Annotated in this window: 12 protein-coding genes; 10 read left to right on the plus strand and 2 right to left on the minus strand. The window is 47.3% G+C overall.

The annotated features are described in order from the left end of the window. The first annotated feature begins 149 nt into the window (after positions 1-149). From recG to MHM99_RS07725, 8 genes are all read left to right on the plus strand, one after another. Entirely contained in the window at positions 150-2,222 is a 2,073-nt protein-coding gene (gene recG, locus MHM99_RS07690) for an ATP-dependent DNA helicase RecG (RefSeq protein WP_168462727.1), read from the plus strand. Beyond that, positions 2,215-2,991 carry a class I SAM-dependent methyltransferase gene (locus tag MHM99_RS07695; protein WP_168462690.1) on the plus strand — a complete coding sequence of 259 codons (777 nt, stop codon included), beginning with the start codon at positions 2,215-2,217 and terminating at the stop codon, positions 2,989-2,991. The genes recG and MHM99_RS07695 overlap by 8 nt, the downstream gene beginning before the upstream one ends. A gap of 9 nt (positions 2,992-3,000) precedes the next feature. Further along, positions 3,001-3,474 carry a peroxiredoxin gene (locus MHM99_RS07700; protein ID WP_061093922.1) on the plus strand — a complete coding sequence of 158 codons (474 nt, stop codon included), beginning with the start codon at positions 3,001-3,003 and terminating at the stop codon, positions 3,472-3,474. Between the two features lie 411 nt (positions 3,475-3,885). Continuing rightward, the gene (locus tag MHM99_RS07705; RefSeq protein ID WP_014947811.1) at positions 3,886-4,695 is read left to right on the plus strand and encodes a hypothetical protein; all 810 of its coding nucleotides are present in this window, start codon (positions 3,886-3,888) and stop codon (positions 4,693-4,695) included. A gap of 9 nt (positions 4,696-4,704) precedes the next feature. Continuing rightward, entirely contained in the window at positions 4,705-5,739 is a 1,035-nt protein-coding gene (locus tag MHM99_RS07710; protein ID WP_168462691.1) for an extracellular solute-binding protein, read from the plus strand. After that, positions 5,736-7,256, plus strand: coding sequence for an iron ABC transporter permease (locus MHM99_RS07715; RefSeq protein ID WP_014975321.1), 1,521 nt, complete (start codon positions 5,736-5,738; stop codon positions 7,254-7,256). Before MHM99_RS07710 ends, MHM99_RS07715 begins: the two co-directional genes overlap by 4 nt. Next, entirely contained in the window at positions 7,256-8,287 is a 1,032-nt protein-coding gene (locus MHM99_RS07720) for an ABC transporter ATP-binding protein (RefSeq protein WP_168462692.1), read from the plus strand. The genes MHM99_RS07715 and MHM99_RS07720 overlap by 1 nt, the downstream gene beginning before the upstream one ends. Before the next feature lie 2 nt (positions 8,288-8,289). Further along, entirely contained in the window at positions 8,290-9,471 is a 1,182-nt protein-coding gene (locus MHM99_RS07725) for an NAD(P)/FAD-dependent oxidoreductase (protein WP_061093925.1), read from the plus strand. Positions 9,472-9,653: 182 nt separating this feature from the next. On the opposite strand, the gene MHM99_RS07730 is transcribed toward MHM99_RS07725, so the two are convergent. After that, a complete protein-coding gene (locus tag MHM99_RS07730; protein ID WP_049587122.1) occupies positions 9,654-10,682 on the minus strand; it encodes an Abi family protein in 1,029 nt (342 codons plus the stop codon). Positions 10,683-11,552: 870 nt separating this feature from the next. Here MHM99_RS07730 and MHM99_RS07735 point away from each other — a divergent pair. Further along, positions 11,553-11,840 (plus strand): hypothetical protein, encoded by a 288-nt coding sequence (locus tag MHM99_RS07735; protein ID WP_049587119.1) that lies wholly within the window; start codon positions 11,553-11,555, stop codon positions 11,838-11,840. Positions 11,841-11,850: 10 nt separating this feature from the next. Then, positions 11,851-12,051, plus strand: coding sequence for a hypothetical protein (locus MHM99_RS07740; protein ID WP_152910877.1), 201 nt, complete (start codon positions 11,851-11,853; stop codon positions 12,049-12,051). 89 nt (positions 12,052-12,140) lie between these two features. On the opposite strand, the gene MHM99_RS07745 is transcribed toward MHM99_RS07740, so the two are convergent. After that, positions 12,141-14,531 carry a DEAD/DEAH box helicase family protein gene (locus tag MHM99_RS07745; protein WP_049587117.1) on the minus strand — a complete coding sequence of 797 codons (2,391 nt, stop codon included), beginning with the start codon at positions 14,529-14,531 and terminating at the stop codon, positions 12,141-12,143. Between the last annotated feature and the right edge of the window lie 404 nt (positions 14,532-14,935).

The following is a 14,935-nucleotide window of genomic DNA, read 5'->3' on the forward strand; positions in this document are numbered from 1 at the left end:
AGGGGCCAGCGTAAAAAACTGGCCTAAAGCGTACTCGCCAACCCCTCAACAATCCTTTACACTTCTTTTCCTATAACATGTTGAATAACACCAGCTTGTGCCAATTCAAAGGTTAAATAGTTAATGTTCCAAAAGAAGGATATCGCTTGATGCAAGCACTGGCCACTACACCCATTACTGCGCTTAAAGGCGTAGGCGCAAAGGTGGCAGAAAAGCTTAACAAAATAGGTTTGTTTACCCTTCAAGATATTCTGTTTCATCTTCCTCACCGCTACGAAGACAGAACCCGTATTTATAGCGTGGCAGAGTGCCGCCCGTTTACCCATGTAAGCGTGCAGGGCCAGGTAATGAGCGCCGACATTCAATATGGCAAGAAGCGCATGCTGGTGGTCAAGCTTAGCGACGGTACGGGTACCATAACCTTACGCTTTTTCCACTTTGGTGCGGTGCAGCGTTCAATCATGACACCAGGCAACACGGTGCGCTGTTTTGGAGAAGTGCGTACTGGCAAGTGGGGCATTGAAATGATGCATCCCGAATTTAAATTAGTGGATGAAGACGCGCCACCATCAGAAGAATCACTAACGCCAGTTTACCCCACCACAGACGGTGTTAAGCAGCTAACCCTTCGTAATTTGACTGACCAAGCTTTAAAGCTTTTGGATAAAGGGGCGCTGGCCGACTTACTGCCCGACGGTATTTACGATGACCAAATTAGCCTTAATGAGGCGCTTCATTTGGTGCATCGCCCACCACCCGATGTAGACGTACACGAAATGGAAGAGGGGTTGCACCCTGCCCAGTATCGGTTAATTCTTGAAGAGCTGCTGTCTCATCACCTTAGTGTGTTGAAAGTGCGAAAGCTATCAGATGCGCAGCCTGGCATTCCCATTAAGGTGAATCAGCCGCTTATCGATAAAATGCTTGCCCAATTACCATTTTCCCCCACAGGTGCTCAGGCTCGCGTGGTGCAAGACATTCAAAAAGATATGCAGCATGCGCGCCCCATGATGCGCTTGGTTCAAGGAGACGTTGGCTCTGGTAAAACCTTGGTTGCCGCACTGGCAGCGCTATCAGCCATTGGTGCAGGGCATCAGGTAGCATTAATGGCACCTACTGAGCTGTTGGCTGAACAGCATGCCAATAACTTTCGTGGCTGGCTAGAACCTTTAGGTATTGAAGTAGGCTGGCTTGCCGGCAAGCTGAAAGGCAAAGCCCGCAATGAAGTATTAGCCCGCTTAGAAGCTGGCGATATTCAAATGCTGGTGGGTACTCACGCCATCTTCCAGGAAAGCGTGAACTACCAGCAGCTAGCGCTGGTTATTGTGGATGAACAACACCGCTTTGGTGTACATCAGCGTTTGGCCCTGCGCGATAAAGGCGAACAGCAAGGTCGCTACCCTCATCAGCTAATTATGACGGCAACGCCTATTCCAAGAACGTTGGCAATGACAGCCTATGCTGATTTAGACACCTCTATAATTGATGAGTTGCCACCGGGCAGAACACCGGTGCAAACCGTGGTATTACCCGATACACGCCGCGCCGATGTGATAGAGCGCGTACGTCAGGCCTGTAAAGAAAACGGCCGCCAAGCCTACTGGGTGTGTACGCTAATTGATGAGTCGGAAGTGTTGGAGTGTCAGGCAGCAGAAGACGCTGCGGTTACCCTTCGTACTGCGCTGCCAGACCTACACGTTGGTTTGGTACACGGGCGTTTAAAGCCTGCTGAAAAAGCGCAGGTTATGGCCGACTTTAAAGACGGAAAGCTGGATTTATTGGTAGCGACTACCGTTATTGAAGTAGGCGTAGACGTACCTAATGCCAGCATCATGATCATTGAAAACCCTGAACGATTGGGTTTAGCACAGCTTCACCAGCTTAGAGGCCGAGTGGGGCGTGGTGCGGTAGAAAGTCAGTGTGTACTTATGTACCAGAGCCCACTATCGAAAACCGCTACTCAGCGCCTTGGCGTATTGCGCGAATCTAACGACGGGTTTTATATTGCCCAGCGCGATTTGGAAATTCGTGGCCCGGGTGAATTTATGGGTACTAAGCAAACGGGAATGGCCGAACTTAAAATAGCAGACCTAGTACGCGACGCCGCTCTTATCCCTAAGGTTCAGGAAATTGCCTATACCCTTTGGGACAAATACCCCTCTCACGCTCAAGCCATCATTAATAGATGGATAGGGCATAAGGAGCAGTACGGTCATGCTTAATCATGTGCCTTTAATTATTTGTGATGACACCAATAGCGATGACGCTGCATTAATTAGTGCAATCAGCGAAAAGTGGGGTTTTCCTGTTGTTAGCAGCAGTGAAAAGCCTAGCGAAGGCTTGTATTTGCAGGTACAAAACGGCGTGCTAGGGCTTGCCGACGCAGGTGAGAAAAAAGTGAATCCGGTAGAGGTTGATTTTGCTTCGCCGGCAAGTTTGTATCGCAAGCAGTACGGCGGTGGGCGCAAAGAGCCCATTGTTAAGGCCATTGGTCTTAAAGGCAATGAAGCATGGCACGTAGTGGATGCAACGCCTGGGCTAGGTCGTGATGCCTTTGTTTTGGTAAGCGTTGGCTGTAAGGTCACAATGATAGAGCGATCGCCTGTGGTTGCCGCCTTGCTTGAAGATGGTATTCGCAGATTAGCGCTTAGTTTTCCGGAACTTGCAGCTAAAATGTCGCTTCAACATGGAAATAGTGCTGAGGTAATGCAATACTTCACTGGTGAGAATGTGAACGCTATTTACTTAGACCCCATGTTCCCGCACAAAAAGAAGTCAGCCTTGGTGAAAAAGGAAATGCGGCTGTTTCAGCAACTGCTTGGTCATGACCCAGACGCAGATGCGCTGTTACCGCCAGCACTAGAGCTAGCCACGCATCGGGTAGTGGTGAAACGCCCAAACAGTGCAGACGTGCTGGCAGGAATAAAAGCATCAATGGCTATTGAAAGCAAAAAACACAGATTTGATGTGTATTTGTGTCACAAAATCTAGGAGAGTAGCATGATACAAATTGGGGGCACTTTGCCTGAAGTAGATTTTAGCCTTTTAGTAAATGGCGAGATAACCAACCCAGGAACTAACGAGTTGTTTTCAGATAAGCGCGTCGTATTGTTTGCGGTACCCGGTGCATTCACGCCGACCTGTTCTCAAGCCCACTTGCCAGGCTATGTAGCGCTTGCTGATAAGCTTAAAGCCAAAGGTATTGATAGTATTATTTGCTTAAGCGTGAACGATGCATTTGTTATGGATGCATGGGGCAAAGCAAGCAATGCTGAAGAGATCATAATGCTGGCAGACGGCAATGGTTTCTTTACCAAGCAAATTGGCTTAGACATGAACACGGGCAATTTCGGCGGCTTGCGTTCGTTACGTTATTCAATGCTTGTGGAAGATGGCGAAGTGAAAAAGCTAAACGTTGAAGACCCAGGTCGTTTCGACGTTAGCGATGCGCAAACCATGCTAGATAGCCTGTAACACCGAAATTACTGCGTTAATAATATCAAGAGCCCGCAACTAAGGTTGCGGGCTTTTTTCGTTCAGATGTTTGTAAAGATTCGTTAATACCAGTCCGCATAGATAATTACCAGCGCCTTCTGAGTGGGCAACTATCTATGCGAATTGGTATTCTTTACTTATGTGTATGCTGGTCGGGATTTTCATTAAAATGTAATCTATGTATGATCTGGCGCTCTGTAAATAGCGTTGAATATCAGTACGTTCAGTGAAGGTTAATGAACTAACATGCAGTATTCTGTGTCGAAAGTGCAGAAAAAATAAGGGCTAACACACTACGTTACTTAGCATGTGGGCTCGTTCAGTTACCTTTACTTGATTAATGATAATAAGTATCATTTGCGTGAAAAGACAAACGTTTTAGGAATAATTATGACAACAACACTGAAAAAAATGAGTGCTTTGGTACTGGCTTCTGCGGTCACTTTCTCGATGCTATCTTCTCAGGCGCTTGCTAACGGTGCCATTGGCGATCACGTGAACAATCTTCACGCGCACATCGGCGAATATACGGAAGAGGTACATTGGTTAGAAAGCAAGTTTGGCAGTGTTGTTGATGCGTATGAAGCAAAAGATAAATCGCTTAAGACCGATGCACTGATTGAGTATTGGGAAGAGGTTGATTTTCACTCTGCTATTGAAACCCAGTATGTGCCTATTTACGCCTCTATTTGGCAAGGTATTTATGGTGTGAAAGTCGCCATTGATGAAGGCAAGCCTGTTGCAGACGTACGCGTAGAGCAAGAGAAGCTAAATCATGCCTTGTGGCAGGCGTTAGGCGCAGTTAAACTTGCGTCCCAGTATCAAAAGAAAGGCTTAGTGAACAAGGTTCAAACCACCGAAAAAGAACCTACCACAGGCCCTGAAGTTATCGACGATATTAAAACACGTCTTGATCGTGTTGTTGCTAAGTACGCGGAACAGCTTCACGAAGTAGCAACTACACTCGTTCACGATACTTACCTTCAACGATTTGAAGGTGTGGAAGGTGACTTGATTGCGAAAAACGCAGCTTTGGTTGAAGACTTGGAGAAAGACTTTAACGTAACGCTTCCACAAGCTATCTCAAAAGACACTGGCGTTGATTCAGTTCGTAAGGTCGTAGAGTCTATGCAGGCCAAACTTGACCGCGCTCGCGCACTTTTGGTTGAAGTAGAACAAAGTCGTAAAGACGTATTTTAAGGAAGGTGTATGCAACGTAGAACATTCTTACAAGGCTTAGCAGCGGCCGGTGCATTATCTGGTTTGCCGTTTAGTTTTGCTCACGCTATGACACAAACAGGCAGTGTGTCAGTTGAGTCACTGCCTAAATTAGAAGGTGATCTTACACTTTACTTAGGTCGTGGTGAAGGTGGCTTGTACGAGAATGTTCTTAAGGCCATCGAAAAGCGCAACCCAAAGCTTAATCTTAAAATAAGACGCGGCGGCTCTGCGGCATTAGCCAACACCATCGTAGCTGAGACTAAGGCAGGCGTTAAACGCGCCGACCTTTTCTGGGCCGTAGACACGGGCTCGATTGGCATGGTTACTGATGCTGGTGCGGCCAAGCCGTTGCCAGACGACCTTACTGCGCAGCTGCGCGAAGATTTTCAGTACCCGAGCTGGTCACCGGTAACAGGTCGTGTGCGTACACTGCCTTATAACACTGAGCGTGTTAAACCGGAGCAAATCCCTGAAAGCGTTATGGCGTTAGCCGACAGCGATTTAAAAATTGGCTGGGCGCCAGCCTACTCATCGTTTCAGTCTTTTGTCACTGCAATGCGCATTTTAGAGGGCGATAAAGCCACTAAAACATGGCTTAAAGGCATTAATAAGCACTCGAAAAAGTACGCAGGTGAACTTGGTGTAGTGATGGGCGTTGAACGTGGTGAAGTCGATATTGGCTTTGCGAATCACTACTACACCCTTCGCCTTAAATCAGGTAAGCCGAATGCAAACGTAGCGCTTGCGTACAGTAAAAGCGACGCAGGATGCCTAGTAAATGCGTCTGGTATTGTGACATTGAGCGACGGCGACTTGCCGGTTAACTTTATTCGTTACCTGCTTTCGCACGAAGTTCAGTCTTATCTTGCTCGCGAAGCCTACGAAATACCTCTGGTTCAAGGGGTTGAACAGCCGCAAGGCTTAGCTGACCTAAGCACGCTGTCACCGCCTGAAATGGACCTTCGTAAACTGGCTGACTTACGCCCTACACTTAATCTTATGAGGGAAGTTGGCGTACTGTGACAAATTGGCCAAAGTCGTATCCACTGGCACTTCTTATCGCGCTGATGGCTTTATTGCCCGTCGGCGTTTTGTTTTCTCTAGCTCAAGATAGTGCGCAACTTTTCGATACCCATAACCTAAGGGTACTAGCGAACACGGTGTCATTGGTGGTACTTACCATTATTGGCTCTGTACTTATCGGAGTACCGCTTGCCTTTTTAACCGCTTATGTGCAGATGCCATTTAAGCGGTTTTGGCTCATTTTACTTGCCGCGCCATTAGCACTACCAAGCTACATTGGCGCATTTGCGATGTACTTTTCATTTGGCACAGGTGGCGAAATTGAAAACGTACTGGGAATTAGCACGCCACCTATCAGCGGCCTTTGGGGCTCTGCGCTGGTCATGAGCCTTTATACTTATCCATTTGTCATGATGACAACCCGTTCAAGCTTACTGAGTTTAGATGCAAGCTTAGTTAACGCGGCGCGTACGTTAGGGTTAACCTTAGGCGCAAGCTTATGGCGAGTGGTTTTACCGCGTGTTGTGAATAGCGTTGCCGCAGGGGCACTCCTTGCTGCACTTTATGCGTTATCCGATTTTGGTACGCCTGCAATAATGGGTTTTGACACTTTTACCCGTGTTATCTTTGTTGAGTATAACGCCTTCGGTCTTAGTCAAGCCGCTATGCTGAGCCTTCAGCTTATGGTTATTGTTGGGCTTATTCTATTTATAGAAAGTCGTATTAGTGGCGCTCAAGAGCGCCCAGGTAAGCATTTATCGTTGTTTCCTGCTCGCTGGCAGCGAAACCTAATGTTGCTGGCTACTATGCCGGTGGTATTTATGGCTATTGTGCTTCCCCTTGCTATTTTTACGCTGTGGTTAGTGCGAGAAGGCGCCGGCGGTTTTGAATTTAGCTATGCGTGGAACTCAGCTCATGCGTCATTTATTGCAGCGATTGTTGCTGTATTACTCGCCATTCCGGTGGCTCATGCCGCTATTGCCGGAAAAGCTGGACGCTTTATGGAGCGCATTACTTATTTTGGCTTTGGGGTTCCGGGTATCGTAATGGGGACGGCCCTTGTTTATGTTGGCCTGCAGTTGCCCGCGCTCTATCAAACGTTAAGTCTGCTTGTAATGGCTTATGTACTGCGCTTTATCCCACTTGCTGTGGGAAGTGTAAGAAGTACGGCTGAGAATATTGATTCAGGTCTGGTAAAAGCCGCTCGTGTGCTAGGCGCTAGCCCGCGTGAGGCATTTATGCGAATTACGCTGCCGTTAACCCTTCGTGGTATGATAGCGGGCGCAGCGCTTGTGTTCTTAGAAGCCATGCGCGAACTACCTGCAACGCTTATGTTAGGACCTACAGGATTTGAAACCTTAGCTACCTATATGTGGCGTGTTTACGAAGCGGGTTACTTTGGCCGCGCAGCCGTGCCGGGGCTTTTACTTGTTTTATTATCAGGTGTGGGATTAATTCTCATGCTGTCGGGCGAAAGAAAAGCCCAGTTTACCGTTACCGAGGATGATCGTTCGTAATGCTTAGTGTAAATAATTTGTCTGTGAATTATGGGTCTACCCGCGTTGTCGACAAGTTAAATCTTGAGCTTGGACAAGACGAAATCCTGATGCTGGTGGGGCCAACCGGCTGCGGTAAAACCACCATTTTGCAAGCGTTGGCTGGGCTTATTCCTATTTCAGAAGGGGCTATGAGCCTAGGTGAATGGGAAAGTACAGCAAACAAACATGTTCCGCCTGAAAAGCGTAACGTGGGTATGGTGTTTCAAGACTTTGCGTTGTTTCCTCATCTTACCGTTCAGCAGAACGTTTGCTTTCGTTTAAAAGACACTAAGCTTGCCGATCATTGGCTTCAATTATTAGGTTTAGATAACTTCCGCGATGCAAAACCTGCACGTCTTTCTGGCGGTCAAAAGCAGCGCGTTGCGCTAGCAAGAACGCTAGCTCACGAGCCTTGTTTTGTATTGCTAGACGAACCCCTTTCAAACCTTGATGCTGCGCTAAAAGACAGCTTGCGCTGGGAAATTCGCGATGCCTTAAAAAAAGCAGGTGTGCCTGCTATTTGGGTAACGCACGATCAGGAAGAGGCGCTCAGCGTAGGCGATAGAGTAGGCATTCTAAATAAAGGCGTACTAGAGCAATTAGACACACCTGAAGCCTGTTACTCTTCTCCTGCCAGCCGTTTTGTGGCGCGTTTTATGGGCGAGGCGAGCTTCTTAAGTGCGTCGTTTGATAGCAGCGCAGCAAATACAGACAAAACAGTGGTTACCGATATTGGTAATGTGCCAGGCACGCCGCTTCAAGGTGCAAGCGGCAACGTAGACTTGTTGGTACGCCCTGACGATTTAAGCTTAGATGCTACACTTAGTGAAACTAACTGTACGGTTGAATGGGTACGCTACGAAGGCGAAAGTCGGCTTTACGCGGTTGTCTTAGATTCCGGCGACGAGCTTAAAGTACGAGTAAGCCACGAAAATGCTATAAAGCCCGGTACTCGCGCCTTCGTACAGCTAATAACCACACATCCATTGGCCGTTTTTCCTAGAGGTTAATTGTGATCAAGCGCGATGTAATTGTTATTGGTGCAGGAGCTGCAGGGCTCTTTTGTGCGGCGCAGGCCGGCGCGCGCGGACGCAGCGTAGAAGTGCTTGATCACGCCAAAAAAGTGGGCCGAAAAATCCTGATGTCCGGCGGTGGCCGCTGTAACTTCACTAACATGTATGCAGGCCCTGAAAACTTTCTTTCGCAAAACCCTCACTTTTGTAAGTCGGCACTAAGTCGCTATACCCAATGGGACTTTATTGGCTTGGTTGCCGAGTATGGCATTGCCTACCATGAAAAAACCTTGGGCCAACTGTTTTGTGATGATAGCGCCAAAGAGATCGTCGATTTACTGCTAAATGAGTGCAACAAAGCGGATGTGACGATTACTACTCGTTGCGACATTCTAGGTGTCGAAAAAACTGAAAGTGGGTACTCACTTACAACCTCGAATGGCGAGTATGAATGTGAATCCCTTGTAATTGCTACCGGCGGTTTAAGCATGCCAAAGCTAGGAGCCACGCCATTTGGCTATAAAATAGCGCAGCAATTTGGTCTTAACGTATTACCTACTCGCGCAGCACTTGTTCCTTTTACCTTGCACGATAAAGATAAAGACACACTGGCAGAGCTTAGCGGTATCGCAGTTGATGTATATGCCAGCTGCAACGACACTACGTTTAAAGAGGCAATGTTGTTTACCCACCGAGGGTTAAGCGGCCCTGCCATGCTCCAAATTTCCAGCTATTGGGAAGCGGGTGACAGCTTAAGTATCAACATGCTACCTAACGACGATGCTACGGCGCTTCTACAAACTGCACGCACAGAGACGCCAGACGCATTGCTTGCTACCTGTTTAAATAAAGTATTTCCAAAGCGTATGGTGCAGAGCCTTATTGAGTATCATAGTTGGCGTAACGTGCCGGTGAAACAGCTGACTCACGGCGAGTGTGACGCCATTGCTGACACCCTAGAGAATTGGCAAATAAAGCCAAACGGCACAGAAGGATATCGCACCGCCGAAGTTACTATAGGCGGTGTTGATACCAATGACCTATCATCAAAAACCATGATGGCGAAAAACGTAGAAGGTCTGTACTTCATTGGCGAAGTGGTTGACGTTACCGGTTGGCTCGGTGGCTTTAATTTCCAGTGGGCATGGAGCAGTGGTTGGGCAGCAGGGCAAGTGGTTTAGAATGAACCGGCTTAACTAAAACGAAGACAAAGTAGCCTTATAGACCTCTGAATAAAACCCATTCGATTTCTATAAATATCAAATTAAAACGAAGACATTCTAGTATGAATAATTTTACTGAATCTCACATGGACTTTGCAAAACCCGTATTTCATCGAGATGTTTTTGATGTCTCGCGATACTTAACTACTGAAGAATTCGTGGTTGAGCCAATCATCTGGAAAGCCCATAGGAAATTTTGGCACTTCGGGATGAAGTGTAACTAGCGCTTTTACTTTATTATGCCATTGACTATCTGGACTAACCTGCCTCATTAGGTGACCTAACATAAGTAACACCATATAAATACGACGCTTAGGCTGAACTTGGCTGGGCTCAAGTCTGTCTGGCAACTGCCAATTATCACCATTTGGAATCTTAGGCTGAACAGACAATTCTCGATTCCAAAGTCGACTATGATGTGCGCAACAATTCCTCACAAAGTTTAGCGTATGCAACCAACTTTCAAGAACCTCTTGAGGTAAGTCAAATCTTCTAGCGATATCTTTACGGTCATTATCTTTTGCTAGCCCTCGATATAGGTGAGATATACTCCCAAGAGTTAATTCTTCCACCATCGCCCAACCTGGCATTAACTTAGGAGAATCATATGTATGTTGGTAGAAGCGGGCATAATTCTCTCGGACTCTTCTTTCAATCCGCCGATCTTTAACTTCGGCAGAAACGGAAGTTCGTTCAATCTTTTTTACATCTCTCTGAAGATCGTTGGATTCTTTTGATTGCTTATCTTCGATTTCTTTCAACAGTCGTTTGTGCTGGTATGAGGATTTAAATAATGATTCATTCAAGTACCAGTGGGAGCCACTACATATATCATCAGTTTGATGCTTGTTAGCCATAACGTTATTCAAGGTAGCTCGGATTGCAACTTCTACTCTCTCAATAGCGTCCATAATGAGCAGCCGCAATTCTCTATCAAAAGCGTACAAGTCCACTATTTGTTTAAATTCAGTTCCATCTTTGAATTGATGATCTACAACTTGTTCGTTTATATTCTTTTGGAATGGGCGCATATATGCGCTAAGGCGAAAATAGCTTATTACTTCTAAATATCTTTCCGCACGTTCTGGATTTTGAATGGTTAGACCGCGGTGCTGAAGAATGCCGATTTGTTCTGTAATACTAACCGCGGGTTTGTTGAATTGATTCATTATGCCTTATCTTCCATGACGTAAAATTCAGGCATAAAAAAGCCCGCACAATTTGAGCATTGTTAAGAGGCTTGGCGGGCGTGTTGCTTATAATAGTAGTGATATGCATGCCGCCCGTCAACCACATTCATCTATTATCTTCAAAGTATTAACTCACAACACAACGAAAATTTCAAACATAACCTCATGTATATTAAAGCAAAACAGTAATCCCTATTCAGCACAAAAAATTCATTCTGATACAACGGTCGCACCTGCAAACACAACACTGTCCCAATCACACCACGATCTTGTGGCTCCTCCTTCCCTCTCCTCTTTTAACGCGTCAGTCGTGGCCTTCAAATGGGCCTATTGACCAGCCGTTTATCCGAGTCCATGTTAAGTTCTAGCGTAATAACAAGCACATAGCCGCAGACCACAGTCCGTGCGGGAGTTAGTATCAAAGTGATACTAACTCATTGTTTATAAGAGACTATTGATCTAATCCTTACCTTATACTAGCGTAAAGAGAGATACCACTGACACGATAGCATGACGTGCTCACTTACCCCGATGGTTGGCTACTTTACACACTAACCGCTAACAACGCCGCTCCCCAGGTTTGTCTAGTCACGCTCTTCAATGACAATTCGATTAGCGTTCACTGCGCAATACAAGGTGCTGTACCTATCCATACGAAAGAAGGTAGCTATCATTGGACGGCCTCAAATGGGGAGATCTCGATACTGCATCCACTCAAAGAGGGCTGCGTGCGCTCATTACAACGGGTGTTATTGGACAGCGAACTGGCAAAGTGGCGTGCGGCACACGTGACCGTGCAACGTATCCGGGTCAGTGATGTTTCCCTCGACCCAGCATAAAGGAGACACCATGACAGTGTATTGCAATTTTGTATGGAAGGTGGGTGCAGACACGGAGCCTCGCCCTCTGCTGACCCAGTTTGCGCAGGAACACTTTCACGCCCATGAGGCCGTGCCCATCGATACCACTCAATATGGCATTGATCATGGCTTGAATGATGTGCGAGCAGTCTTCAAACCGGAACAACGTTGGATCGCTTTCTGCTGTCGCTATCAGCATGATGTGGTCGCGACTGAAGGCAAAGTCCTAGCATTCGCCCAGGCCCACGGCCTGACGGTCGAGCGCATGCGAAAGTAAGGACATGCCGATGCCGTCGTCGTTTGCCGCTGATTTGGTCTTTACGATCATCCCATCGCCGACCACCCGCTTGGCTGCCACCCATGTCGGGGTAGAAGTTCTGCATGTGCCTACCGGTTTAATTGTCCGCTCCGTGGTATTGCCGTCACAGCATCTCAATCAACAAGCCGCTCTGGCGATTTTGGCGAGCCGATTAACGGCTCATGATTAGGGGTAATGTATCGTAGGTATCAACGAGAAAAGAATTAAAAATACCACGGGGTACACTTCGAATTATGCAGCCAGTTAGATAAACATGGATTAGCATTCTGGGTCAAAGAAGCTTGTTAGTTGTGCCGCTACCGATCTTTTTGACACTGTACCCAACGGCCTTATATCCATTGGCACGCTTTTTCCACATTCGTTGTAACATGGGAAAGTCATCAACATAATCGTGCACCGTGACCTCTGTTTTATTTGGGTGGTGACGCTGAATACGGCCAGCGTACTGGGCAACAATCCCTTTCCAGGAAATTGGGAGGGCCAAAAACAAGGTATCCAGATAAGGCAGGTCAAAGCCTTCCCCCACATATTTACCCGTCGCAATGATGACAGTCCTTTCAGGTAATCCCTCTGAATCAGTTCAATCCGCTGTTTACGGATCTTAGTACTCACACCACCATGCAGCTCAATGGTATTGATGCCTTGTGTATTTAATTGCTCGCTGAGTATTGCAATATGTTCTTTACGTTCACTGAGCACCAGACATTGACGCTTGGCTTCTATTGCCTGGGCAATGCTGCGCGTGATGAGCTGATTTCGAGACGCATTATCTTGCAGGTATTGATACAGTTGGGTGATTTTTACCGGCTCCGAACCATCCACCCAAGTCGCTGGAAAAGCGATTTGGGTGTCGCAGCAATAGGCCGTTTGACTGAATGTTAACGACGCTGGTTTAGACTCAAATAACACCGCACCAAGTTGAAAATACATTAGCTTTTCCAACCCATCTTGTCTTTTGGGCGTCGCGGTAAAGCCAACCAAGAATTGAGGCGCGACGTTCTTTAACAACGTTTCATAGTTTGAGGCCGGAATGTGATGGCATTCATCGACAATAATTTGCCCATAACTATCTACTTTGTCATGAATATCAATGCCATTTCTACTGATCAGGCTTTGATACGTCGCGACGTCGATCCGTCCGTTTAATTTATCCTTCCCGCCCAGGAGAGATCCCATCTCAGCGTCTTTGAGGAATATCTTGCATCGCTCAATCCATTGTTCCGCCAGCGCCTTATTGTGCACTAATACCAATGTATTGACTGCGCGTTTGGCGATTAATGCCAGTGCAACAACGGTCTTACCAAACCCCGTATTCGCAATGACCAGTCCATGTTCATTCTCCAGTAAGGCTTTTAGCGCTTTCGCTTGCTGGCTGCGAAGCGTGCCCTCAAAACGCAGGGCCGGGAGTCGCTGACCAGCATAGCGTTTATCCTGATATCGGATAGTACAAGCCTGTTGTTCCAGTAACGCTTCAACTTGTCCTTTTAGTCCTCTGGGCAGGTGCAGATAGCCCGATTCAATGTGCGCCGCACACAGATAGCGAGGTACGCCAATCGTTGAAAATCGCATCGCCTGGCGTTTAAAAAATTCAGGATTGGCAAACACCGCTAACTTCTTTAACGTTGCGACCAGTTTGTTGGGTAAAACCGCAATAGCAATATACAGCTTGTCAGCCACGACGATGTCGATTGTCGCGGGGCAGTCGTCAATTTTGGGCGTATTAAGGGTCGTCGATTTTTCCCAGGGTTTTAACTCGGCGACTTGCGGTTCCACGTCCACATAATCGGCGAGACGCTCGAGTAGTTGCCGTATAGTGTCAGGTGATAGTTTGCCCGTCGCCGCCAGTGCTTGCCATTGATCTTCGACAACACCCCCGTCAGTATCAATAAAGCAGGCGTTTCCCGACAAGCGAGGCTGCTTTTGTAACGGTAATGCAATGAGGTTCCCCATCCCGCCGCTGGGTAAGACATCTTGGTTGGGAAACATGCGGTCAAAACAGTCAAAGTTAAGGGCCGGGTATGTGTCCATGGTCAGATTGAGCAACGCTGTGCCCAATTGGCGTGAGGATTTTGCGTCTGTCGCTTTTTCAAAAAAGAGCCATAAATGACCGCCTTGTCCACTACGGGAACGCTCAACTAAGTAGCCAATAGACAGTGACTCACACACGTTTCGCAGTGCCGATATTGCCTCAAACCAGTCCGTTTTATCGAAGTCAAACGCTAACAGGTAACATTCATTTTGCGCCGTTAACGGGTAGATCCCAATCGTGCGTTGCCCTCGAAGATGGGCATTAATGGCACTGTCATCAAAGCGATGGAAGGCTTGGTGGGCACATTCTGAACATGCCGTTTTGGGCTTGTTGCAGATCCCAGCTTGCCATTCATTGGCACAGGAAGGGCTGTATCCGGCTTTGCCTTGCTTAGACTCCCAGCGGAAGGGGTAGACATCTTCGCGTCCTCGAAAGTATTGCTTAAACAGGGCAACCTTGGCCTCGGGTGTCTCAGATTGACTGAAGTACTGTGCTTGATGCGCCATACTTTGTTGCAAAAGCGCACTACGTTCATTAAGCAACGCCGTTTTTTGTTCTTCCAATCGCGCCAGCGCTTCGACGATTTGCGCCAGCCGCGCCTGGGCTCCCAGGATTGTCATGCTACTCAAGCTCCATTATCGTTTGGCATAGGCCCGTTGTGGGAAAGGAGCGCTTCACGGTTTAAGCAAGTGTGCTCCACCTTAGACTTGGAGCTTATCACGAATGCGCTATCCCAGCGCTGAGGCATCCATTGCGTTTCTTGGGGCAGCGCCAGAGGGTGGTCGGTGAGTTTGCGAAAAGTGCGATAACGGGCACGTTCAGGGGGAAAAAGACCGTCAACCGCGATTTTGGCCGTCATGGCGCATAAAGAAGGAATATGTTTAATAAAAAATATCCAGATTTACAAGAGTGTGATGAACATGTTGGTGGAACAGTCTATACAGGTAGACACTCATACATTCAGTCCATTAAGTGGGAAGATTTTATAAAGAGCCCTACTCTATACCTCGATATTACTACCGAA

Source organism: Alteromonas sp. MmMcT2-2 (assembly GCF_022348305.1).
In the GTDB taxonomy this organism is placed as follows: domain Bacteria; phylum Pseudomonadota; class Gammaproteobacteria; order Enterobacterales; family Alteromonadaceae; genus Alteromonas; species Alteromonas macleodii.

What these genes read in the sequence shown, in the direction of transcription:
- MHM99_RS07705 (WP_014947811.1), top strand. Translation starts at nt 3,886, where the DNA reads ATGACAACAACACTGAAAAAAATGAGTGCTTTGGTACTGGCTTCTGCG.
- recG (WP_168462727.1), top strand. Translation starts at nt 150, where the DNA reads ATGCAAGCACTGGCCACTACACCCATTACTGCGCTTAAAGGCGTAGGC.
- MHM99_RS07735 (WP_049587119.1), top strand. Translation starts at nt 11,553, where the DNA reads ATGACAGTGTATTGCAATTTTGTATGGAAGGTGGGTGCAGACACGGAG.
- MHM99_RS07730 (WP_049587122.1), bottom strand. Translation starts at nt 10,682, where the DNA reads ATGAATCAATTCAACAAACCCGCGGTTAGTATTACAGAACAAATCGGC.
- MHM99_RS07745 (WP_049587117.1), bottom strand. Translation starts at nt 14,531, where the DNA reads ATGACAATCCTGGGAGCCCAGGCGCGGCTGGCGCAAATCGTCGAAGCG.
- MHM99_RS07710 (WP_168462691.1), top strand. Translation starts at nt 4,705, where the DNA reads ATGCAACGTAGAACATTCTTACAAGGCTTAGCAGCGGCCGGTGCATTA.
- MHM99_RS07700 (WP_061093922.1), top strand. Translation starts at nt 3,001, where the DNA reads ATGATACAAATTGGGGGCACTTTGCCTGAAGTAGATTTTAGCCTTTTA.
- MHM99_RS07720 (WP_168462692.1), top strand. Translation starts at nt 7,256, where the DNA reads ATGCTTAGTGTAAATAATTTGTCTGTGAATTATGGGTCTACCCGCGTT.
- MHM99_RS07740 (WP_152910877.1), top strand. Translation starts at nt 11,851, where the DNA reads ATGCCGTCGTCGTTTGCCGCTGATTTGGTCTTTACGATCATCCCATCG.
- MHM99_RS07695 (WP_168462690.1), top strand. Translation starts at nt 2,215, where the DNA reads ATGCTTAATCATGTGCCTTTAATTATTTGTGATGACACCAATAGCGAT.